Origin of the sequence: Streptomyces sp. 351MFTsu5.1 (assembly GCF_000383655.1) — a bacterium.
Taxonomy (GTDB): domain Bacteria; phylum Actinomycetota; class Actinomycetes; order Streptomycetales; family Streptomycetaceae; genus Streptomyces; species Streptomyces griseorubiginosus.
The window spans coordinates 1-20,929 of record NZ_KB911786.1; the positions used below are offsets into that span (position 1 = coordinate 1).

Consider the following 20,929-nt stretch of genomic DNA (forward strand, 5'->3'; position numbering starts at 1 on the left):
CAGACCCTCCATGTCGGCGTCGAAGGCGATCGGGTAGATGTCCTGGTACTTCTTCGGCGGGTTCTCCGCATAGGCGATGGTGCCGTCGGGACGGTGGTGGAACCACTCCGGGTGCTTCTGCACCCAGGGGTGGTCGGGGGAGCACTGGAGAGCGAAGTCCAGCGCGATCTCCAGACCGTGCGAGGCGGCTTCCCGCACGAACCAGTCGAAGTCCTCGATCGTGCCCAGATCCGGGTGCACGGCGTCGTGGCCGCCCTCCGGCGAGCCGATCGCCCACGGCACCCCCACATCCTCGGGGCCCGCGGACAGGGTGTTGTTGCGGCCCTTGCGGAACGTCGTGCCGATCGGGTGGATCGGCGGCAGATACACCACGTCGAAGCCCATCGCCGCGATCGCCGGCAACCGCCGCGCCGCACTGCGGAACCTCCCGTGCGGCCGCTCCGCAGTGCCCTCCGAGCGGGGGAAGAACTCGTACCACGAGCCGAACAACGCCCGCTCCCGCTCCACCAGCAGCGGCAACGACTCCGACGCCGTGATCAACTCCCGCAGCGGATGGCGCGCCAGCACCGCGTCCACCTCCGGCGTCAGCGCACCCGCAAGACGGGTGGCGACCGGCAACGAGTCGTCGGCGAGCGTCCTCGCGGCGGCCAGCAGCACCGCCTGCTGCGGTTCCTCCGTGACGCCCGCCGCGGCGCGGGTGTAGAGCTCGGCGCCCTCCTCCAGGACCGACCCGGTGTCGATACCGGCCGGCACCTTGACGCGCGCGGTGTGCCGCCAGGTGTTCACCGGGTCGCTCCAGGCCTCCACGCGGTACGTCCAGCGGCCCTCGACGTCCACCGTCACCTCGGCGCCCCAGCGGTCGCTGCCCGGGGCCAGCTCCCGCATCGGGGTCCAGGGACTGTGCCGGCCCTCCGGGTCGGTGAGGACGACGTTGGCGGCGACCGCGTCGTGTCCCTCGCGGAACACGGTTGCCGTGACCTCGAACGTCTCGCCCACGACCGCTTTCGCCGGGCGCCTGCCCGACTCGACGGCAGGACGGACGTCGCGTACCGGGATGCGGCCGATGGCCGGGGTGGTGCTCATGTTCTCGCCTCCGCCGTGCTCGAGGCCGGGCACTGGGCGCGCCCGGCCGGGGATCGAAGCTGCGCCGGAAGGCTGTCACCTCCCCGCGGGGGAACGTTCCGCCGATCTCTGTGGACCTCGTCTGACGGCGGCGCCCGCGTGCGGGAGGTCGCTCTGCTCCTGCAGGTAGGCGATCACGCTGCTGCGCAGATAGCGCTCGGCGGCGTCGGCGGCCTCGCGGGCGCAGCGCTTGCCCATCAGGACGCACAGCGTGTAGCCCGAGTCCTCGAAGGTGCTCCGGACGGTGAGGTCGGCGGGGGAGGCGAGCATGCGGCGCTCCCATGCGCGGTAGCGCCGCAGTTGCCGGGCGACTTCGGCTTTGGCCGGTAGCAGCATGGCGCCTTTCACCTTTCGGGGCCGGGGAAGATCCGGGACACGCGGGATCTTCACTCATGGTGCACGGGTAACGACTCAGCGTCTTGTTGGATCTTCAACGGGATGAGACCAGGCCGAGTCGGCCGACACCGGCAACACGCGCCTCAGGAACCGCTCGTGTTGCACGAATGGCGTAGCACTCCCACTCTGGAGTGACTCTGAAGCGAACAGCGCTCACGCTCCGTGTGTTTCGGGGCCCGGTCCCGCGGGGGCCGGGAGGAGCGGGAGCTTCGCCGGTGAGGAGCGAGCGACGATGAAGACCGCAGTCCCCTGCTACTACCACCTCGACGTGGAGGTCAGCCCGGAACGGGTCGGACAGGTCAGGCGCATCCTGGCCGCCCACCTACGTCTCTGGGACCTGGAAACTCTGGTCGAGCCCGTCTGCCGCGGTGCCGTCCTGCTGCTGAAGGCCATCGACGAGCACGCGACGGACAAGAACACCTCGATCGAGCTGTGGTGGAACGGTCAGCACCTCATCACGGCCGTCGGCGAGAACGACAGCGACCTGCGCCCGGACCTGGATCTGCGCGCCTGCCTCGAACGCATCGCCGTGATGAGCGACGGCTGGGGCTGCTGCGCCACGGAGACCGGCAGCAAGGTCATCTGGTTCTCCCAGCGGGCCCGCTCCGGGGAGCGCGTCCCGCTCGTGCCGACGGCGCCCGACCCCACCCTGCGGGAGGTCCTCCAGGTGCCGCGCGAACTGCCGGTCGCGGCCCTGGCCGCCGCTGCCGCCGAGGGCGGGTGCTGACGTGCCGGCGTCCAGGAGGAAGCCGGACAGGAACGGGAAGCGGGTGCCCGCCTGGAGCGGGCGCCCGTACCCGCTGGGCGCCGCCTTCGACGGCGAGGGCACCAACTTCGCGCTGTTCAGCGAGGTCGCCGAGCGCGTCGAACTCGTCCTGGTCGACGACAAGGGCGGCCACAGCACCGTCCCGCTGACCGAGGCCGACGGATTCGTGTGGCACGGCTATCTGCCCGGGGTCGGACCGGGGCAGCGGTACGGCTACCGGGTGCACGGCCCCTGGCAGCCCGAGTTCGGCCACCGGTGCGACCCCTCCAAGCTGCTCCTCGACCCCTACGCCAAGGCGGTCGACGGGCAGACGGACAACCACCCCTCGCTGGTCACCCCCGAGGCCGACAGCGCCGGGCACACCATGCTCGGCGTGGTCACCGACCCGGCCTTCGACTGGGGCGACGACACCCCGCCCTGCCGGGCCTACGCCGACAGCGTGATCTACGAGGCGCACGTCCGGGGGCTCACCCGCACCCACCCCGACGTCCCGCCCGAACTGCGCGGCACCTACGCCGGTCTCGCCCACCCGGCGGTGATCGACCACCTGACCTCGCTGGGCGTGACGGCCGTCGAGCTGATGCCGGTGCACCAGTTCGTGCAGGACGGGGTGCTCCAGGACCGCGGCCTCTCCAACTACTGGGGTTACAACACGATCGGCTTCTTCGCGCCCCACAACGCCTACGCCGCCCACGGCACCCGCGGACAGCAGGTCGCCGAGTTCAAGGCGATGGTCAAGGCGCTGCACGCGGCCGGTCTCGAGGTCATCCTCGACGTGGTCTACAACCACACCGCCGAGGGCAACGAGAAGGGGCCCACCCTTTCCTTCCGGGGCATCGACAACGCCTCGTACTACCGGCTGGTGGACGGCGACTGGGGCCACTACTACGACACCACCGGCACCGGGAACAGCCTGCTGATGCGGCATCCCTACGTCCTTCAGCTGATCATGGACTCACTGCGGTACTGGGTCACCGAGATGCACGTCGACGGCTTCCGCTTCGACCTCGCGGCGACCCTGGCCCGGCAGTTCCACGAGGTGGACCGGCTGTCGGCGTTCTTCGACCTGATCCAGCAGGACCCGGTGATCAGCCGCGTCAAGCTGATCGCCGAGCCGTGGGACGTGGGGGAGGGCGGCTACCAGGTGGGCAACTTCCCGCCGCTGTGGTCGGAGTGGAACGGCAAGTACCGCGACGCCGTACGGGACTTCTGGCGCGCCGAGCCGCACACCCTCGGGGAGTTCGCGTCCCGGCTGACCGGGTCCTCCGACCTGTACCAGCACAGCCGCCGCCGCCCCCGCGCGAGCGTCAACTTCGTGACCGCGCACGACGGCTTCACGCTGCGCGACCTCGTCTCCTACAACGACAAGCACAACGAGGCCAACGGAGAGGGCGGCCGGGACGGCGAGAGCACCAACCGGTCCTGGAACTGCGGGGCGGAGGGCGAGACCGACGACCCGGCCGTGCTCGAACTCCGGGGCCGTCAGCAGCGCAACTTCCTCGCCACGCTGCTGCTCTCCCAGGGCATCCCGATGCTCGGCCACGGCGACGAACTCGGGCGCACCCAGGGCGGCAACAACAACGCCTACTGCCAGGACAACGAAGTCTCCTGGATCGACTGGGCGTTGAGCGAGGAGCAGCGTGAACTCGCCGCGTTCACGCGGTACGTGATCGGGCTGCGGGCCGCGCACCCCGTGCTGCGCAGGCGCCGCTACTTCCGCGGGGAGACCGTGACGCACGCGGGGCAGCCGCTGCCCGACCTGGTCTGGCTGCTGCCGGACGCCCGCGAGATGACGGAGGCCGACTGGCAGCGCTCGGACGCACACTCGGTCGGCGTCTTCCTCAACGGTGACGCCATCGCCGAACCCGACCCGCGCGGCCGGCCGGTGGTCGACGACTCGTTCCTGCTGCTGCTCAACGGCTACTGGGAGCCCGTCGACTTCCGCCTCCCCGACCCCGCGTACGGCGAACGCTGGACGACCCTCCTCGACACGGCGGAGCCCCAGGGCGCCGACGAGTCGGAACACAAGGCGGGCACGGAGACGACGGTCCAGGCGAGGAGTCTCGTCCTGCTGTCCCGGCCGTCCCGCGGGGGCGGCTGACAGCGGAAAGGCAGGGGCGCCGCGAACTCCGTCGCGGCGCCCCTCCCTCGTTGAGCTCGCCCCTCCCTCGTTGAGCGCATCAGGCGATCGAGGCGCTCAGTGGCTGCGCCGTGACGTCACCGTGAACTGGGCTCCGTCGGGGTCGCGCAGGACGGCCTCGGTGCTGTCCTTGGTCAGGACGCTGCCGCCGTGCGCCTCGGCGGCCCTGGCGCAGGCCGTCACGTCGGAGACGGCGAAGTGGACCTGCCAGTGCGGCCGGATCGAGGGGTCGGGCGCGGAGCCGAGGGCCCCCGACTCGATACGGGCCACGACGTCACCACCGCTGCGCAGCACCACCTCGCCGCCCTCGTACTCGACCTCACAGCAGCCGGGGCGTCCCGTCGCCCACTCCAGGACCTCGCCGTAGAAGATCGCCGCGTCGAACGCGTCGCGGGTGTGCAGCCGTACGAAGGCCGGCTGGGCCCGCCGCCACCTCTCCCAGTCGGCGACCAGCTCGCCCTCCCAGATGCCGAAGGTCGCGCCGTCGCGGTCGGAGAGCAGCGCCGCGCGTCCGGGCGGGAAGGACAGCGGTCCCACCGCCAGCGTGCCGCCGCGCTCCTGGACCCGGGCCACGGCTTCGTCCGCGCCGGGCACCGCGAAGTACGCCGTCCAGGCCACCGCCATCTGCCACATCGACGCCACCGCCGCGATACCGGCGACCGGCGTGCCGTCCACCAGCGCGACCCGGAACCGCTCACCGAGCTTGACCGGCTTCCACTCCCAGCCCAGGACGGCTCCGTAGAAGTCCTCCGTGGTCGCCTGGTCACGACAGGTCAGGCTCACCCAGCAGGGGGCTCCGAAGACATGGTGGCTGGAGACGACGTCCGCGGTCGTACCGGGGAGTCTCGGGTGGTGGTTCATGGCGGTCGCGTCCTGCTCTCGTCGGGCTGCGGCCAGTGGGGCTTTCGTCCAGTGTCGATCCGGAACCCCTGCGGCCGCCTGCCGAGTACCCCGGGGGAGGCACCGAAACGGTGCCCCGTACGGACTCCTGCCCGCTGCCGGGGAGCCGTCCGAGTGACACGATGGACAGGTGTCAGGCGTACCCGAGGAACCCGCCGCGGACCCGGACCGGGTCTTCGCGCTCCAGGAGGAGATCGACCAGCTGAAGGAGGCGGTCGCCTCCCACGCCGTCGTGGACCAGGCCATCGGCATGGTCGTCGCGCTCGGCAGGGTGAGCCCGGACGAGGGCTGGGCCGTGCTGAAGGCCGTCTCCCAGCACACCAACATCAAGCTGCGCAACGTCGCCGATCTCATCCTCATCTGGGGCAGGACCGGAGACATCCCCGAGGAGATCCGGGTCGAACTCGAAGAGGCCCTCGACCAGTACGGCCCGACGCAGATTCCGGGTGCGCCGCCGGAGTGACGGCGCCCCCGGAATCCAGGGGTCCGATCAGCCGCCGTCGGCCAGGATCTCCTCGCGCAGCCGGTCGAAGCAGGTGCTGAGCAGCCGCGAGACGTGCATCTGGGAGATGCCGAGCTCCTCGGCGATCCCGCTCTGGGTCATGCCCCGGAAGAACCGCAGGTACAGGATGGTCCGCTCACGCTCCGGCAGGGCTTCCAGGCAGGGCCTGGCGGTCACCCGGTCGACTACGACGTCGTAGGCGGGGTCCGGGCCGCCGAGCGCGTCGCCCAGGGCGTAGCCGTCCGTGCCCGGCATCTCCGCCTCCAGCGACAGCGCCGAGAAGCACTCCAGCGCTTCCGCACCGGCGCGCACCTCGTCCTCGGTGAGATGCGCCCGTTCGGCGATCTCCGCGACGGTGGGCGTCTGCCCCGGGGTCTGCGACAGTTCCTTCGAGGCCTGCCTGACCCGGTTGCGCAGGTCCTGCACCCGGCGGGGCACGTGCAGGGTCCACATGTGGTCGCGGAAGTGCCGCTTGATCTCGCCGGTCACGGTCGGCACCGCGTACGCCTCGAAGGCGCTGCCGCGGGCCGGGTCGTAGTGGTCGACGGCCTTGACGAGGCCGAGGGCGGCCACCTGGTAGAGATCCTCGAGGGACTCGCCGCGGCCACGGAAGCGGACGGCGATCCGCTCCGCCATGGGCAGCCACAGCTCCACCAGTTCGTCCCGCAGCGCCTTGCGCTCCGGGCCATCCGGCAGCAGGGCCAGGCGCTCGAACGCCGCGTTGGTGTCGGGGGCGTCGTCATGAGGGTGGGGCTTGGTTCTGGTGGCGACGGTCATGCCGCGCACCTCCCTGAGCGGGTGCTGGATGGACAGACACCGTGGGAGGGGAGCACTCGGACCATGAAACATCCGGAACCCGCTCGCCGGGCTCCCACGGACGTGCCTCCTGTCCGAAGCACTGGATTAAAGATTCCCGCTATCGGGTGAAAACAAACAAATGATGGCGATAGTCCGATACTGGTATTTGGGGAGGGGTGAGTGCTTGACCCGTCCTTGGTCGAGATAGCTCTGTCGCAGAGGTAATCTCGGCCGTATGGACGAGGAGACCTTTCCGGAAGAGCTGGCCGACGCCCTCGTCGGAGTGCAGCGGCTGCTCAGGCGCAGACTCCGCGCGGGGCTCACGGTGCCGCGGCTGCGCGGCGCCGAGGTCGAGCTGCTGCGCCTGGTCGAGTCCCGGCCCGGCATCGGCGTCTCCGAGGCCGCGAAGGAGCTCCACCTGGCCGGGAACTCCGTCTCCACCCTGGTCAACCAGCTCGCCAAGGAGGGGCACCTGGTCCGTGAGACCGACCCCGCCGACCGGCGCGCCGCCCGCCTGCTGCTCACCGAGCAGGCCGAGGTGCGGCTCAGGGACTGGAAGCAGCGACGGGTCGCCCTCGTCGGGCGGCAGGTCGCCCGGCTCGACACGGCCGAGCAGGAAGCCCTGCGCGCCGCGCTGCCCGCCCTGCGCGCCCTCGCCGTCACCCTGCAAGAGGAAGCCGAGGAGTCATGACACCCGACGCCGTGTCCTGCACCGGACTCGACTACGCCTTCGGTGACACGAAGGCCGTGGACGCACTGGACCTGACCGTGGCGGAGGGCGAGGTCTTCGGACTGCTCGGCCCCAATGGCGCGGGCAAGACCACCGCCATCCGCTGCATCACCACCCTGCTCCCGGTCCCGGCCGGCATGATCCGCGTCTTCGGCCGCGACACCGCCGAGGACGCCATGGCCGTACGGCGGCTGCTCGGCTACGTCCCGCAGCAGCTGTCCGCCGACGCGAACCTGACCGGCCGGGAGAACATCACCCTGTTCGCCCGCGTCTTCGACGTGTCCCGCAGGGAACGCGCCGAGCGGGTCGCCCAGGCCCTGGCCGCCGTCGACCTCACCGACGCCGCCGACCGGCTCGCCGGCACCTACTCCGGCGGCATGGTCCGCCGCCTCGAACTCGCCCAGGCCCTGGTCAGCGCGCCCCGGCTGCTCATCCTCGACGAGCCGACCATCGGCCTCGACCCGATCGCCCGCACCGGCGTCTGGCAGCACATCAACGCCGTACGCGAGGCCACCGGCATGACGGTCCTGGTGACCACCCACTACATGGACGAGGCCGACCAGTACTGCGACCGGGTCGGCCTCATGCACCGCGGTCGGGTCCGCGCCCTCGGCACCCCCGAGGAACTGAGGCGAGGGCTGGCCGGGAAGCGGGGCACCGACACCCTGCCGACGCTGGAGGACGTCTTCCGGGACGTCGCCGGCAGCGGACTCGAAGACGAAGGAGGGGATTTCCGCGATGTCCGAAGCACCCGCCGCACCGCGAACCGTGTCGGCTGACATCGGCCTGCTGCTGAAGCCACCGGAGCCGCGCGCGGGGTGGCGGCTGCTGCCCGCCCGGGTCGTGGCGATGTGCGCCGTCGAACTCCAGAAGCTCCGCCACGACCGCACCGAGCTCTACACCCGCGCCGTCCAGCCCGCCCTGTGGCTGCTGATCTTCGGCCAGACCTTCACCCGTATCAAGGCGATCCCCACCGAGGGCATCCCCTACATCGACTACCTCGCGCCCGGCATCATCGCCCAGTCCGCGATGTTCATCGCCATCTTCTACGGCATCCAGATCATCTGGGAGCGGGACGCGGGCATCCTCAACAAGCTCCTGGTCACGCCCACTCCGCGCTCGGCGCTGACCACCGGCAAGGCCTTCGCGGCCGGAGTGAAGTCGCTGATCCAGGCCGTCGTCGTCATCGTCATCGCCGCTCTGCTGGGCGTCTCCCTGACCTGGAACCCGCTCAAGCTCCTCGGCGTCGGCGTGATCGTGATCCTCGGCTCGGCCTTCTTCTCCTGCCTGTCGATGACCATCGCCGGCATCGTGCTCAGCAGGGACCGCCTGATGGGCATCGGGCAGGCCATCACCATGCCGCTCTTCTTCGGCTCCAACGCCCTGTACCCGCTCTCCGTCATGCCGGGCTGGCTCCAGGCCGTCAGCAAGGTGAACCCGCTCAGCTACGAAGTCGACGCCCTGCGCGGCCTGCTGCTAGGCACACCCGCCCATCTGGCGCTCGACTTCGGGGTACTGGCCGTGGCCGCCGCACTCGGCATCACCGCGGCCTCCTCGCTCCTCGGCCGGCTGGCCCGTTGATCATGGCAGGGGAACGTGATGTGCGGCACGCCCGTGGAAGGGTTTTTCCGGCCGTCCGGCGGATTCTGCCTGCGCACGGCTTGATCAGCGATCAAAGAGGGTGAATTCCCTGGCCACAGCGCATTCTGCTCATTTGACAGTGCATTGAGCACACAGATAGGAAGCAGCTCTCTGAGGTCGAAGAGGTGCACTGTGTACAAGCCGAACGTGGTCGGGGACTGGCAGGAGTACGACGAGCATGCCGGTCTGCGGGTCCGCGTCCACCGTCTGGAGGCGGCCGAGCCGCCGCGCGGGCGGGACGACGCCGCCGAAGGGCTCACCTACTTCAGCGTCCGCGTGACCGTGGAGAACCGCGGCGAGAAGCACCCGACGGTCCACCTCGAGGACGGCCAGATCGACGTGCGGATCGGCCCCGACGGCGAGAGCGCCTTCATCGACTGGCGGAACTCGCAGTTCATCGAGGGCTTCGACGTCTATCCGCTGCGCCGCGCCACCGCCGTGCTGTTCGCGGCGGCCCCGGAGGCGAGCCTGAGCCAGATCGACGTGCAGATCCAGCTGCGGGTCGACGACGAGTGGGCCGACCGGCGGCTGTGGGCAGGCGGTATCGGTCTCCACGAAGGTGCCACGCACGCGGGCGCGGGCCGTGAGGGCCTGGCCTGCCAGATCAGCAACTTCCTGCGGGACCAGGCGGAGGAAGGCACGGCCTGAGCCGTCCGCGCTCCCGGCGCCCGGTCCCCCCGACTCAGTGCGGGATGCCGTCGATGATCTCGCGGGCGCCCTGACGCAGCAGTGCCACCGCCACCGACGTGCCGAGCGTGGCCGGATCCAGACGGCCCGCCCACTCGTGGGCGTTCAGCCGCGTCTTGCCGTCCGAGGTGAAGACACAGGCGCGCAGCGAGAGTTCGCCGGTGTGGTCCACGCGCGCGTACCCGGCGATCGGGCTGTTGCAGTGGCCCTGGAGAACGTGCAGGAACATCCGCTCGGCGGTGGCCTCCCGGAACGTGTCGGGATGACCCAGCGCGCTGACCGCGTCGATCAGTTCGGTGTCGCCCTCGCGGCACTGGAGGGCGAGGATGCCCGCGCCGATGGGCGGCATCATCGTCTCGGGGGACAGGATCTCGGTGATCACGTCCCGCCGGTCGATGCGCTCCAGGCCGGCGACCGCCAGCAGCAGTGCGTCCGCCTCGCCCGCCGCCAGCTTCGCCAGCCGCCGGTTGGCGTTGCCGCGGAACGGCACGCACTCCAGATGCGGATGGGTGGCGGCCAGCTGCGCCACCCGGCGCACCGAGGAGGTCCCGATCCGGGTCCCCTCCGGGAGTTCGTCCAGGGTGAGCCCGCCCGGGTGGATCAGGGCGTCACGGATGTCGTCCCGCTCGAGGAACGCGGCGAACGTGGTGCCCGCCGGGAGCGGCCGGTCGGCCGGCACGTCCTTCACGCAGTGCACCGCGAGATCCGCCTCGCCGGCCAGCAGCGCGGCGTCGACCTCCTTGGTGAACGCGCCCTTCCCCTCGACCTTCGACAGGTCGCCCATCCACTTGTCACCGGTGGTCTTCACCGGTACGACCTCGGTGCGCACACCGGGATACAGGGCGGTCAACTCGCTTCTGACGCGCTCCACTTGGGCCAGCGCCATCGGCGAGTCACGGGAGACGATGCGAATCAGTTCCGGGAGGGACATGCGGGACACGATAGACCCTGCGGAGGCCCGGTGTTTGAAGGTCGCGGAGCAACGGGTAAGCAATAGGGCCCTTTCGGCCCGGCCCGGGCGCCCCCGAAGAGGACACATCCGGTCGTCATCCCGGGCCCGGCTCCGACGCCTCCACCGCCGCCCGCGTGACGACGGTCGCCGGTCGGCACAGCACCACCAACGCCACCGCCGTGAGCAACCCCCCGGCCAGGAACGTGCCGCGGGTCCCGGTCAGGGGCAGCAGCACCCCGCCGAGCAGGGCGCCGGCGGCCACGCCCACGTTGAAGGCCGCCGAGTTGGCCGCCAGCGCCGTCTCGGTACGCCCCGGCGCCACCAGCAGCACCTGGCTCTGCGTCGCCATGAACGCGGGCGCCACCGACGCGCCCAGCAGCATGAGCAGCACCACGGTCGCCACCTGGCTGCTCCCGGCCGCGTACAGCCCGACCAGGGCCACCACCTGTCCCGTCACCGGGACGACCAGCGTGGCCCGCGGATACCGGTCCAGCAGCGGCCCCACCGCCGCGACGCCGGCCAGCCCCGCCGCCCCGAACGCCAGCAGGACGGCGCTCACCGCGTCCCGCCCGAACCCGCTCACCTCGTCCAGGAACGCGACGAGATACGTGAACCCGGTGAACGCCCCCGTCACCGACAGGGCGGTGGTGGTGAGCACCACCGCGAACCGGCGCCGGTCCGGGGCGGCGCCGTAGGCCGCGTGGCTCTCCCGCGGACGCGAGGTCGGCAGCAGCACGGCCACCATGACCAGCGACACGACGGCGAGCGCCCCGAGCACCGCGAAGGGCACCCGCCAGCCGCTGTGCCCGCCCAGCCACGTCCCGGCCGGCACCCCGGCCACCGTGGCCAGCGAACCGCCGACCGACAGCAGCCCGATGATCCGCCCCCGTCGCTCGGGCGGGAACAGACCGACCGCGACCGGCCCCATCACCGCCCAGAACAGCGCCTGCGCCAGCGCGGTCGCCACCCGGGCGGCCAGCAGCAGGCCGTACGACACGGCTGTGAGCGCGGAGAGCCAGCTGGCCGCCGCGAGCACCGCGAGCAGGCCGGTCATCAGATACCGGCGCGGCACGGACCGGGTGAGGTGGGCCAGCGGCAGCGAACCGACGGCCACCGCAAGGCCGTAGCCGGTGACCAGGGCGCCCACCGCGGTGAGGGAGACCCGCAGGTCGTCCGCCATCAGGGACAGCAGGCCCACCGGGAGGTTCTCGGTGGTGTTGAAGGTGAACGCGGCCAGCATCAGTGCCGCGACGACGGCGGCCCTGCGCCAGGGGGCCGGACGTGCGCTGTCCATCCAAGTGCCTTCCGGGGGGAGGGGAAGCAGGACGGCCAGCGTGCTGCGCCGGGCTGTACGGCTCTACTCTTTCGTTCCAGGACGAATCACTCACGGCCGCCGGGGAGGCTGGTGTGGCGCTGACCCTGCGGCTCGGGAACGACGACCTGCGCCGGAGCCGGTTCGCCGTCTCCCCGCTGTGCCAGACCCATGAGGCGCTGCGCATGCTGCGCCGGTCCGCCCGGCACGGCTACCACCGGGACTGGCTGCGCCGCGCGGCCCCCGCGGTGGCCGGGCTCGACCTGTCGCCGCTGTGGCTGTTCATCCCACCGGTCGGCGGCTACACCCCCGACTTCCTGGGGCCCCCGCCGGAGGAGCCCTGCCCCCGCTTCGAGGACGAACTGGCCCGGGTGCGCGCCACCGATCCCGCTCTCGCCCGCGAGGAGATGGCGCGTTCGCTCGCCTGCACCCCGGGCCTCACCGAGTCGCCGCGGGGCCGGGCCGCCCTCGACGACCCGGCCGCAACCGTACGGCGTCTCGCCGACCTCACCGAGCAGGCCTGGCAGGCTCTTGTCGCCCCCGACTGGGCGCGTCACCGGGCCGTGCTGGAGGCCGACATCGCCCACCGCTCCCGGCAGGTGGCGGACGCCGGGCTCGACGCCCTGTTCGCTGATCTGCACCCGGACGTCGACTGGGCCGACGGCAGTCTCACCCTCCCCGTGCGCGGAGACATGAGGGACGCCCAACTGGCCGACGGGCGAGGCGTGTTGCTCATGCCGAGCGTGTTCGTCTGGCCGGACGTGGTGAGCGGCTTCGCCCGGCCCTGGCAGCCGACGGTGATCTATCCCGCCCGCGGTATGCGTGCCCTGCACTCCGCCGCGGCACCGCGCCCGCCGGAGGCGCTCGCCCGGCTCTTGGGGCGCCAACGCGCCGCCGTCCTGGCCGGATTGGACGATCCTGCCTCGACCACGGACCTGGCCCGCCGACACGGCCTCGCCCCGTCGACGGTCTCCGCCCATCTGGCCGTCCTGCGCGAGGCGGGCCTGCTGGCCTCACGGCGGCAGGGCCTCCACGTGCTCTACGGGCGGACGTCCCTGGGCGACTCGGTGGTGGCCGGTGCCTAGACGAGCGGCTCGCTGAGCTCGACCGCGCGCAGGGCGGACGCGAGGGCCTGCTCGTCCCCGACGTCCAGGGCGGTGTCGGTGAGCTTGATGACGTGTTCGTCGCCGTGGGCGAAGGCCCGCTCCAGGACCTCCTCCGGCGCGAGACGCCCAGGCGGGACGTAGGCGACCGGCTCCTTCGGCGCGTACATCGCCGTGACCGCCGCCGACGCCGCCCAGGCCGCGTGCAGACTGGGGGCCCACTGGTCCCGGGGGAGTGAATCCAGCGTCCGCAGCACGGCGTTGGGGGCCGTCGCCGCGTGGACGAGCATGGTGGGCTCGCCGTGGCCGTGGGTGGCGTAGCGGTGGGTCGCGGCCCGGACCAGTTCGGTGAGCCGCTGCCTGGCGGTGTCCGGGTCGGTGACCTCCTGCGCCCAGACCGGCAGGCGCCGCACCGCGGCCAGCCGGTCCCGGAACCCCACGTGCCCCGGCTCGATCGCCGGTACGGCGTCCAGGGCCCGTGCGGCACCCGCAGCGCCCGGCACGGCCACGAGCCCGGTCACCGGCTGGTACCGGGCGGCCCAGTAGCCCAGCGCGTGGGCGAGTTCGGTGCGCCGGGGCGTGTTCTCCTCGGCCGCCACCGCGCGCACGGCGTGGCCGACCCGGATGACGGTGTGCGTGGCGCCGCCGTACAGGCCGGGCAGCAGACGTGGCCACCACTCGGCGAGGACGTCCCGCCAGGGACGCTCGGCGAGCGTGCGGGTGAAGTGGTCGGTCCAGTCGGCGATACGGCGCGGATCGCCCAGCGCCGTACGCCAGTTGTCGTCCGTGACGGGGGCCGTCCGGTCCGGGAAGTCCTCCAGCCGGTCCCGGTACAGGTCCAGCCATCGGTGCACCGAGTCCGCCCGTCCGTGTGCGGCGAGCGACTCGACGACCATGGGCGCGTGGTTGGACAGCCAGCCCTCTCGCTCCGGGCCGGACGCGTGCACGCGTTCCAGGGCCTCTTCCAGGAGTCCGCCGGTCTCTTTCGTGTGGGTCGTGTCCATGACTGAAACGCTAGATCGGGGGTGATCGGCGAGGATCGGGCGCGGGACGGAATCCGGCGGTGCCGGGGTCCTAGGTCCCGCGCCCGACGTCGGTCCTACGGGGCCCGGCGGGGGTTCGAACGGCCTCGCCGGCTCACGCGTTGGGGTCGAAGGGGATTCCCGACGGCTTCGCCGACGTCAGGTGGGCGGCGAAGTTGGCGTCCTTCAGGCCGAAGTTGGCGCTGCCGAAGTCGTAGGCGCTGAGCTTGTCGCGGAGAGCCGTGGACGGGTAGCCGTTCCAGCCGACCAGCGGCGGGTACTGCCACGTGCCCTTGGCGTTCTCCGGCGGCTCGTCGTTGGAGTTGGCCAGCCGGAAGCAGTGCGTGCTGATGCCGTCCTTGTGGTATACGATCTTCGCGTGCGTGCCCTCGAAACGGACGCCGGAGGCCGCGGTCACCGTGAACGAGCCGTGGTTGGACGTCGACACGTACTGGACCGTGCCGTTCTGCGTCCAGATCACGACGTGCTCCCAGTCGTTGCGGTGCCCGCCGATGCTGGTGTTCGCCAGCGCCTGGTCCTTCTCGAAGTACAGGCCGTACAGGTAGGCGCACCAGCCGTTGTTGCACTTGTAGCGCGAGTACGTGTTGGTGTTGTCCAGGTCCGAGGCGTCATGGCAGTCGCCGCTGAGTGAACCGGTCGGCTTCAGACCGCCGTTGATCGTGCCGTCGGGGCCGATGGCGGGTGTCGAGTAGCAGCCGTCGGTGTCGTAGTCGAAGGCCGGCTGGTAGGTGAACTCGGCGCTCTCGGCGTTGGCGGGCAGTGCCTTCGGCGGAGCGGCGAAGGCGACGGAGGGGAAGGCCGCCACGAGGGCCGCGGCGCCGGCCAGGCCGGTGAGCCATCTCGTGCGGTGCTTCTTGAACGACGGTGACGACACTGCGTCCTCCTCGTGTCCGGGCGCAGCCCAACGGCTGTGGGGTACTGGGGAGTTCAGCTTCCCGGCTTTCCATGTCCACGCCAAGAGGGGGGAGGTGTCACGTGGGTGGCTCCGGCAGATCGGCGGCGGAGTCCTCCGGGGCGAGATCGGGACGCAGCCGCAGCCAGGACGGCTGACGCAGCAGCCCGGCTCTCGTGCGGGTGCTGTAGCGCACCTCGCCGACCAGTCGGGGCAGCACCCAGCGGGCGCCGGGAGCCGGCGGGACGGGATCGAAGGGGCACACGTCCGTCGCCGCGGCCGCCAGCAGCGCGGCGAGTTCGCTGCGCTCCGTCGCGCTCCAGCCGGTGCCCACGGAGCCCACGAACCGCAGCCGCCCCTGCGCCCGCTGACCCACCAGCACCGCGCCCGGCAGTCCGGTGAGCCGCCCCTTGCCCGGCAGCCAGCCACCCACCAGAACGTCCTCGCTGCGCATGTTGCGGATCTTGATCCAGGCCCGGGAGCGCACCCCGGGCTCGTACACCGAGTCCAGCCGCTTGCAGACCAGGCCCTCCAGTCCGTGCTCCCGCGTGGCACGCAGGGCCTGCTCGCCATGGCCGACGAGGGCGGCGGGCGTCGACCAGCGGGGCCCGGCGAGCTCCAGCTCCTCCAGCCGCGCCCGCCGCTGTGTGTAGGGCAGGGCCAGCAGCGAACTCCGGCCGAGGTGCATCAGGTCGAACAGCACGAGATGCACAGGGGCCTCGGCCGCCCGGCGCGCTGCCCGGCCCGGTGCGTGGGCGAGCCCCATCCGCTGCTGGAGCAACTGGAAGTCCGCACGCCCCTGTTCGTCCAGGGCCAGGATCTCCCCGTCGAGCACCGCCGGGGTGGGACCGAGGGCACCGCCCAGCGGCGCGAGCTCGGGGTAGGCGCCGGTGATCTCCTCCCCGGACCGGGCCCGCAGCACCGCGCTGCCGTCTCCGGCGAGGTACACCACGACCCGCTGGCCGTCCTGTTTGGTCTCGTAGGCCCACCGGGCGTCCTGCGCGGCGGACGGCAGGGTTCCTGGTGTGGCCAGCATGGGCGCGATCAACGGGAGGGTCACGGGTGAGATGTCGACACGACCACCGGCCCCCACGCGCCCCGGGCGCGGGGTTCCCCTGAACGGGCGCGGCCGGGGGGCGCTCTTCGCGGCGAGCGCTGGAGGGGGGCGGCGTGTGTAGGGGTGGCGGAGGGAGGGGCACCGTGTGGCGGGCGTGGCGGGCGTGGCGGGCGTGGCGGACGTAGTGGCGTGGGGCGCGAGGCGAGCGGCGGAGGCGCGGTGAGCGCGGTGTCCGGACGCGCCGTCAGGCCCCCGGTACAGGCTGACCAGGTTGTCGTCCGGGATCCGCAGCCGCATCAGCCTGCGCTCCCGCGGCTGGGTGGTCGGCGGCTTGAAGATCTCGGCAGGGCGGCCTGGCCCCCCGACCTGTCAGGGCGGCGTGGATGCGGCCGGCAGGGCGCCGTGGCTCCCGCCAGTCCGGGCCGCGTGGCCCCGGCCTGCAGGGCGGCGTGGCCCCTGGCCGGTCAGACGATCCCCCCGTTGGCCCGCAGCACCTGGCCGTTGACCCAGTGGCCGGCCGGGCTGGTCAGGAACGACACGACGTTGGCTATGTCCTGGGGTGTGCCCAGCCGCTCCAGCGGGGGCTGGGACGCGAGGCGGGCGACGGTCTCCTCGTCCTTGCCGTCGAGGAAGAGGTCGGTCGCGGTCGGGCCGGGGGCCACGGCGTTGACGGTGACGTCGCGGCCGCGCAGTTCACGCGCGAGGATCAGGGTCACGGCCTCGACCGCGCCCTTGCTGGCCGCGTAGGCGCCGTAGCCGGGGAAGGCGAGGCCGACGACCGAGCTGGAGAGGTTGACGAGCGCCCCGCCCGGACGCAGCCGGCGCGCGGCCTGCTGGTCGACGACGAAGGTGCCCCGGATGTTGGTGCGGTACAGCGCGTCGAGTTCGGCGAGGTCGAGGTCCGCGATCGGGGACAGGGGCATCCGGCCCGCGGAGTGCACCACCGCGTCGACACCGCCGTAGGTGGCCTCCGCCAGGTCGAACAGGGCGGCGACCGCGGTCTCGTCGGCGACGTCCGCGCGGGCGGCGTACGCGGTGCCGCCGGTCTCCTCGATGGCACGCACGGCCTCGTCGGCCGCCTCCTTGTTCCCCGCGTACCCGACGACGACCGCGAATCCGTCGGCCGCCAGCCGCTGGGCGATCTGCCGCCCGATGCCGCGCGATCCGCCGGTCACGATGGCGACGCGCTGGTCCGTCCCGGTGTGAGTGGTCATGACCCATCCTTGGTTAGCGTTGCTACGAACGATTCGTATCGACGATAACATGGATTCGTAGCGACGGTAACCGCTCATTCGTATCGACGCTACGAATGGCGTACGGTAGGGGCATGGATGCGAGGGAAAAGATCCTGGAAGCGGCCACCGAGCTGCTGGCCGGTGCGTCGGCCGCCGATGTCTCCACGCGGGCCGTGTGCGAGCGGGCCGGGGTCGGGGCGCCGATGCTCTACCGGCTCTTCGGCGACAAGGCCGGTCTGCTGGCCGCCGTGGTCGACCGGGGCTTCGAGCAGTACCTCGCGTCCAAACGCGCGGCGCGGCCGAGCGAGGATCCCGTCGAGGACCTCAAGGACGGCTGGGACAACCACATGCGGTTCGCGCTGGAGCACCCCAGCCACTACCGCCTGATGTACTCGCCCGAGCTCACCGCGCCCCCGGCCGCCGCCCAGGAGGCCCATGACCTGCTCCACGGCATCCTGGAGCGCTGCGCGGCCGAGGGGCGGCTGACGGTGCCGCCCGCGCTGGCCACCCGCATGATCATGTCGGCCAATGTCGGGGCCGCACTGTCGATGCTGACCAGACCCGAGCAGTACACCGACGGGAAGTTCGCGGAGCGGCTGCGCGACGCGGTGCTGGACTCGGTGACCCGGCCCGCCGGCACCGCCGTACGGGACGAGGGGCGTCAGGTGTCCGTCGCGGCCGCCACCCTGGCCGCGAGGCTCCGGGCCGAGCTGCCGCCGACGCTCACCGTGGCGGAGACGGCCCTTCTCCAGCAGTGGCTGGAGAAGCTGTCCGACAGGTGAGCGGTCAGCGCTCCTCGGACGGCAGGGCCTGCACCAGACCCGACTGGTAGGCCATCACCACGAGCTGGGCGCGGTCCCGTGCGCCCAGTTTGGTCATCGCGCGATGGACGTGGGTGCGGACCGTCAGAGGGCTGACGAAGAGCTTCGCCGCGATCTCCTCGTTGGAGTGCCCCTCGGCGACCCACGCCATCACCTCGCGTTCCCGGGTGGTGAGGCCGGTCAGGTCGTCGGCGGCCGCGAGCCGGGTGCCCAGGCCCGGGGCCGACAGGAAACGGGTGATCAGGGTGCGGGTGGCGCCGGGGGAGAGCAGGGAGTCGCCGGCCGCCACGGTCCGGATCCCGGCGAGCAGGTCCTCGGCGGTGACGTCCTTGCCCAGGAAGCCGCTCGCCCCGGCCCGCAGTGCCTGGGCCACGTACTCGTCGATCTCGAACGTGGTCAGGATCAGCACCCGGGTGCCGGAGAGCTCGGGATCCGCGCAGATCGCGGACGTGGCGGCCAGACCGTCGGTCCCCGGCATCCGGATGTCCATGAGGATCACGTCGGGACGGTGGACGCGTGCGAGGTCCAGGGCCGCGGCACCGTCGGGCGCCTCCGCGACCACCTCCAGGTCCTCGCACGAGTCGATGAGGATCCGGAAGGTGGCCCGCAGCAGGGCCTGGTCGTCGGCGAGCAGCACGCGGATGGTCATGGTGTCCGTTCCTGGCGTTCCGGGGCGGTGGGGAGCAGGGGGAGCCCGGGCTGTCCCGCCACGTCGGGCCGATCGGGGCCGGGTTCGCCCTCGCCGTCCTGTGGTGACGCGGGCAGCCGCAGCCCGGTCGCCGCGGCGACGACCGTACGGACATGATCGTCGGCGTAGTGCCGCAGGGGCATGCTCATCGGCTCTCCGCTCGTGTCCTGGAACGGCTCCATTCTTCCTGGTCCCGGCCGCCCCGTCGTCGTACCTCCGCCGACCGTCACGGCTACTGAGAACGCAGTACGCGCCGGGGTGCGTCTCCTCCCTGGGCAGGACCCGTGCCCTCTGCACGACATGCACCGGCGACAGCCGGTGGCCGTCGGGCGGCGGCCACCAGGGGGATACGTGTCAGCTGCCGGAGGGGGCTCCCGCCGAGGTCTCCTCCGCGGCCGGTGCGGCGGACGCCGCCGGCGCCGCGACGCGCGGGCGGGGGATGAACGACGCGATGGCGAAGGCGAGGAGCGCGGCTCCGGCGCCGATCGCCATGACGGTCTTGAAACCGTTCTCGGACGGCAGGGCGTAGCCGCCGAGATCGATTGTCATCTGTGCCAGGACCACACCGGCGATGGCGCTCGCCGTCGACGTACCGATGGACCGCATGAGGGTGTTGAGGCTGTTCGCGGCCGCCGTCTCCGAGGCGGGCACGGCGCCCATGATGAGCGCGGGCATCGAGCCGTACGTGAAGCCGATGCCCGCCCCGATCACGCACGAGACCATCACCAGGTGCCAGACCTCGGACATCAGCACGATGTTGAGCCCGTAGCCCGCGGCCACGATCAGCGCGCCGATCATCAGCGTCACCTTCGGGCCCTTGGACTTGGAGACCGCCGCCGAGACCGGGGCCAGGGCCATCATCACCAGTCCGGACGGGGCCATCACCAGACCGGCGGTCAGCAGCGACTTGCCGAGGCCGTAGCCCGTCTGCGTAGGCAGCTGGAGCAGCTGCGGCAGGACCAGCGACATCGCGAACATCGAGAAGCCGATCGCGATCGAGGCGAGGTTGGTGAAGAGCACCTGACGGCGGGCGGTGGTGCGCAGGTCGACCAGTGGCTGGGCGGTGCGCAGCTCGAAGAAGCCCCAGGCCAGCAGGATGAGCACGGCCGCGGCGAACAGGCCGAGCGTGGTGCCGCTGGTCCAGCCCCAGTCGGCGCCCTTGGAGATGGCCAGCAGCAGTGAGACCAGTCCCGCGGCCATGCCGACCGCGCCGACCGCGTCGAAGCGGCCGCCGGTGCGCACCCGGGACTCCGGCACGAACGCCAGGACCAGGACGAGGGCTACCGCGCCCATGGCGGCCGACGCCCAGAACAGGACGTGCCAGTCGAAGTTGTCCGCGATCAGCGCGGCGGTCGGCAGACCCAGGGCGCCGCCGACACCCAGGGAGGCGCTCATCAGCGCGGTGGCGCCGGCCAGGCGGTCGGCGGGCAGTTCGTCGCGCATGATGCTGATGCCGAGCGGGATGACACCGGAGGACAGCCCCTGGAGGGCACGGCCGACGATCATCGGGACCAGGGCGTCGCTGAGTCCGCAGACCACCGAGCCGGCGACCAGCATCACCACGCTGACCAGCAGCATCCGGCGCTTGCCGAACATGTCGCCGAGCCGGCCGACCACCGGGGTGGCCACGGCGGCGGCGAGCAGCGTCGCCGTGACCGCCCACGCGGTGTCCGAGGCGGGCGCGTCAAGCAGCTTCGGCAGCTCCGGGACGATCGGGATCACCAGGGTCTGCATCAGCGAGACGACGATTCCGGCGAAGGCCAGCACCGCCACCACGGCGCCCGGCCGCGGCGGGGAAACGGCACCCGCGTCGGCGGGGCTGGCGGGAGCGTCTGTCATCAAAGGCCTCCATGGGGGCGGGACGGCGGGGCGCCGGGGCTAAATTAAGTCAGGTGCTTGACTTACGTCGACTTACCTTACTGGCCCCGACCGGACGGGTCGTACGGCGGTCTCGGGGCGGGTTCGGCGATGCCGGCAGGTCGCCGAGGTCGGCCGGTGCGCCGGAGTCGGCCCAGGTCTGCCCCGGTGCCTGCGCCTCGCCCCGATGTGCGGTTGCGTAGGCTTCCCGCACTGGAGACCGTCGCACCGCCGGCGGGCGTCGGGCGGCTCGAGGGACTGGCCGTCGGAGGGGTCAACGAAGTCCC

22 protein-coding genes are annotated in these 20,929 nt (G+C 71.9%); 9 read left to right on the forward strand and 13 right to left on the reverse strand.

Going from position 1 to position 20,929, the window contains the following annotated elements:
* Nucleotides 1–1,083 (reverse strand): maltotransferase domain-containing protein (locus H295_RS43540; RefSeq protein WP_020138194.1); only part of this gene is annotated, 1,083 nt, incomplete at its 3' end.
* A 75-nt stretch (nucleotides 1,084–1,158) separates the two neighbouring features.
* Complete coding sequence (locus H295_RS0125565) at nucleotides 1,159–1,458, reverse strand: DUF5133 domain-containing protein (RefSeq protein ID WP_020138195.1); 300 nt, start codon at nucleotides 1,456–1,458, stop codon at nucleotides 1,159–1,161.
* Between the two features lie 292 nt (nucleotides 1,459–1,750).
* Here H295_RS0125565 and H295_RS0125570 point away from each other — a divergent pair, with 292 nt between their 5' ends.
* The gene (locus H295_RS0125570) at nucleotides 1,751–2,245 is read left to right on the forward strand and encodes a hypothetical protein (protein WP_020138196.1); all 495 of its coding nucleotides are present in this window, start codon (nucleotides 1,751–1,753) and stop codon (nucleotides 2,243–2,245) included.
* A 43-nt stretch (nucleotides 2,246–2,288) separates the two neighbouring features.
* Nucleotides 2,289–4,385, forward strand: a complete 2,097-nt coding sequence (gene glgX / locus H295_RS0125575) for a glycogen debranching protein GlgX (protein WP_020138197.1) — start codon at nucleotides 2,289–2,291, stop codon at nucleotides 4,383–4,385.
* Nucleotides 4,386–4,481: 96 nt separating this feature from the next.
* On the opposite strand, the gene H295_RS0125580 is transcribed toward glgX, so the two are convergent.
* Complete coding sequence (locus H295_RS0125580) at nucleotides 4,482–5,285, reverse strand: VOC family protein (RefSeq protein ID WP_020138198.1); 804 nt, start codon at nucleotides 5,283–5,285, stop codon at nucleotides 4,482–4,484.
* A 169-nt stretch (nucleotides 5,286–5,454) separates the two neighbouring features.
* Here H295_RS0125580 and H295_RS0125585 point away from each other — a divergent pair, with 169 nt between their 5' ends.
* The gene (locus H295_RS0125585; RefSeq protein WP_020138199.1) at nucleotides 5,455–5,787 is read left to right on the forward strand and encodes an ANTAR domain-containing protein; all 333 of its coding nucleotides are present in this window, start codon (nucleotides 5,455–5,457) and stop codon (nucleotides 5,785–5,787) included.
* Nucleotides 5,788–5,814: 27 nt separating this feature from the next.
* On the opposite strand, the gene H295_RS0125590 is transcribed toward H295_RS0125585, so the two are convergent.
* Nucleotides 5,815–6,603, reverse strand: a complete 789-nt coding sequence (locus H295_RS0125590) for an RNA polymerase sigma factor SigF (protein ID WP_020138200.1) — start codon at nucleotides 6,601–6,603, stop codon at nucleotides 5,815–5,817.
* A 256-nt stretch (nucleotides 6,604–6,859) separates the two neighbouring features.
* Here H295_RS0125590 and H295_RS0125595 point away from each other — a divergent pair, with 256 nt between their 5' ends.
* The 4 genes from H295_RS0125595 to H295_RS0125610 all read left to right on the forward strand — a co-directional run bounded on the left by H295_RS0125595 (nucleotide 6,860) and on the right by H295_RS0125610 (nucleotide 9,643).
* The gene (locus H295_RS0125595; RefSeq protein WP_020138201.1) at nucleotides 6,860–7,315 is read left to right on the forward strand and encodes a MarR family winged helix-turn-helix transcriptional regulator; all 456 of its coding nucleotides are present in this window, start codon (nucleotides 6,860–6,862) and stop codon (nucleotides 7,313–7,315) included.
* The gene (locus tag H295_RS0125600; RefSeq protein WP_020138202.1) at nucleotides 7,312–8,133 is read left to right on the forward strand and encodes an ABC transporter ATP-binding protein; all 822 of its coding nucleotides are present in this window, start codon (nucleotides 7,312–7,314) and stop codon (nucleotides 8,131–8,133) included. Before H295_RS0125595 ends, H295_RS0125600 begins: the two co-directional genes overlap by 4 nt.
* Nucleotides 8,093–8,935, forward strand: a complete 843-nt coding sequence (locus tag H295_RS0125605) for an ABC transporter permease (protein ID WP_020138203.1) — start codon at nucleotides 8,093–8,095, stop codon at nucleotides 8,933–8,935. Before H295_RS0125600 ends, H295_RS0125605 begins: the two co-directional genes overlap by 41 nt.
* Nucleotides 8,936–9,127: 192 nt before the next feature.
* Complete coding sequence (locus H295_RS0125610; protein ID WP_020138204.1) at nucleotides 9,128–9,643, forward strand: hypothetical protein; 516 nt, start codon at nucleotides 9,128–9,130, stop codon at nucleotides 9,641–9,643.
* 34 nt (nucleotides 9,644–9,677) lie between these two features.
* On the opposite strand, the gene hemC is transcribed toward H295_RS0125610, so the two are convergent.
* Together hemC and H295_RS0125620 are read right to left on the reverse strand one after the other, a co-directional pair.
* Nucleotides 9,678–10,613: a hydroxymethylbilane synthase gene (hemC, locus tag H295_RS0125615; protein ID WP_020138205.1), complete on the reverse strand. Its 936-nt coding sequence runs from the start codon at nucleotides 10,611–10,613 to the stop codon at nucleotides 9,678–9,680.
* A gap of 115 nt (nucleotides 10,614–10,728) precedes the next feature.
* Nucleotides 10,729–11,928 (reverse strand): MFS transporter, encoded by a 1,200-nt coding sequence (locus H295_RS0125620; RefSeq protein WP_020138206.1) that lies wholly within the window; start codon nucleotides 11,926–11,928, stop codon nucleotides 10,729–10,731.
* A gap of 113 nt (nucleotides 11,929–12,041) precedes the next feature.
* Here H295_RS0125620 and H295_RS0125625 point away from each other — a divergent pair, with 113 nt between their 5' ends.
* On the forward strand, nucleotides 12,042–13,031 hold the full coding sequence (locus H295_RS0125625) for a DUF5937 family protein (protein WP_020138207.1): 990 nt from the start codon (nucleotides 12,042–12,044) through the stop codon (nucleotides 13,029–13,031).
* Here the strand turns inward: H295_RS0125625 and H295_RS0125630 are convergent.
* The 4 genes from H295_RS0125630 to H295_RS0125645 all read right to left on the reverse strand — a co-directional run bounded on the left by H295_RS0125630 (nucleotide 13,028) and on the right by H295_RS0125645 (nucleotide 17,255).
* On the reverse strand, nucleotides 13,028–14,053 hold the full coding sequence (locus H295_RS0125630; protein WP_020138208.1) for a questin oxidase family protein: 1,026 nt from the start codon (nucleotides 14,051–14,053) through the stop codon (nucleotides 13,028–13,030). The two genes, H295_RS0125625 and H295_RS0125630, sit on opposite strands and share 4 nt — an antisense overlap.
* 133 nt (nucleotides 14,054–14,186) lie before the next feature.
* Complete coding sequence (locus H295_RS0125635) at nucleotides 14,187–14,966, reverse strand: NPP1 family protein (RefSeq protein WP_020138209.1); 780 nt, start codon at nucleotides 14,964–14,966, stop codon at nucleotides 14,187–14,189.
* Between the two features lie 97 nt (nucleotides 14,967–15,063).
* A complete protein-coding gene (locus tag H295_RS0125640) occupies nucleotides 15,064–16,044 on the reverse strand; it encodes an ATP-dependent DNA ligase (RefSeq protein WP_028809746.1) in 981 nt (326 codons plus the stop codon).
* Nucleotides 16,045–16,505: 461 nt separating this feature from the next.
* The gene (locus tag H295_RS0125645; RefSeq protein ID WP_020138211.1) at nucleotides 16,506–17,255 is read right to left on the reverse strand and encodes an SDR family oxidoreductase; all 750 of its coding nucleotides are present in this window, start codon (nucleotides 17,253–17,255) and stop codon (nucleotides 16,506–16,508) included.
* A 113-nt stretch (nucleotides 17,256–17,368) separates the two neighbouring features.
* Here H295_RS0125645 and H295_RS0125650 point away from each other — a divergent pair, with 113 nt between their 5' ends.
* Nucleotides 17,369–18,058: a TetR/AcrR family transcriptional regulator gene (locus H295_RS0125650; RefSeq protein ID WP_020138212.1), complete on the forward strand. Its 690-nt coding sequence runs from the start codon at nucleotides 17,369–17,371 to the stop codon at nucleotides 18,056–18,058.
* A gap of 4 nt (nucleotides 18,059–18,062) precedes the next feature.
* Here the strand turns inward: H295_RS0125650 and H295_RS0125655 are convergent, their stop codons facing one another.
* From H295_RS0125655 to H295_RS0125665, 3 genes are all read right to left on the reverse strand, one after another.
* The gene (locus tag H295_RS0125655) at nucleotides 18,063–18,746 is read right to left on the reverse strand and encodes a response regulator (protein WP_020138213.1); all 684 of its coding nucleotides are present in this window, start codon (nucleotides 18,744–18,746) and stop codon (nucleotides 18,063–18,065) included.
* A complete protein-coding gene (locus tag H295_RS0125660; protein ID WP_106960945.1) occupies nucleotides 18,743–18,934 on the reverse strand; it encodes a hypothetical protein in 192 nt (63 codons plus the stop codon). Before H295_RS0125660 ends, H295_RS0125655 begins: the two co-directional genes overlap by 4 nt.
* Before the next feature lie 205 nt (nucleotides 18,935–19,139).
* Complete coding sequence (locus tag H295_RS0125665; protein ID WP_020138215.1) at nucleotides 19,140–20,624, reverse strand: MFS transporter; 1,485 nt, start codon at nucleotides 20,622–20,624, stop codon at nucleotides 19,140–19,142.
* Nucleotides 20,625–20,929: the final 305 nt, after the last annotated feature.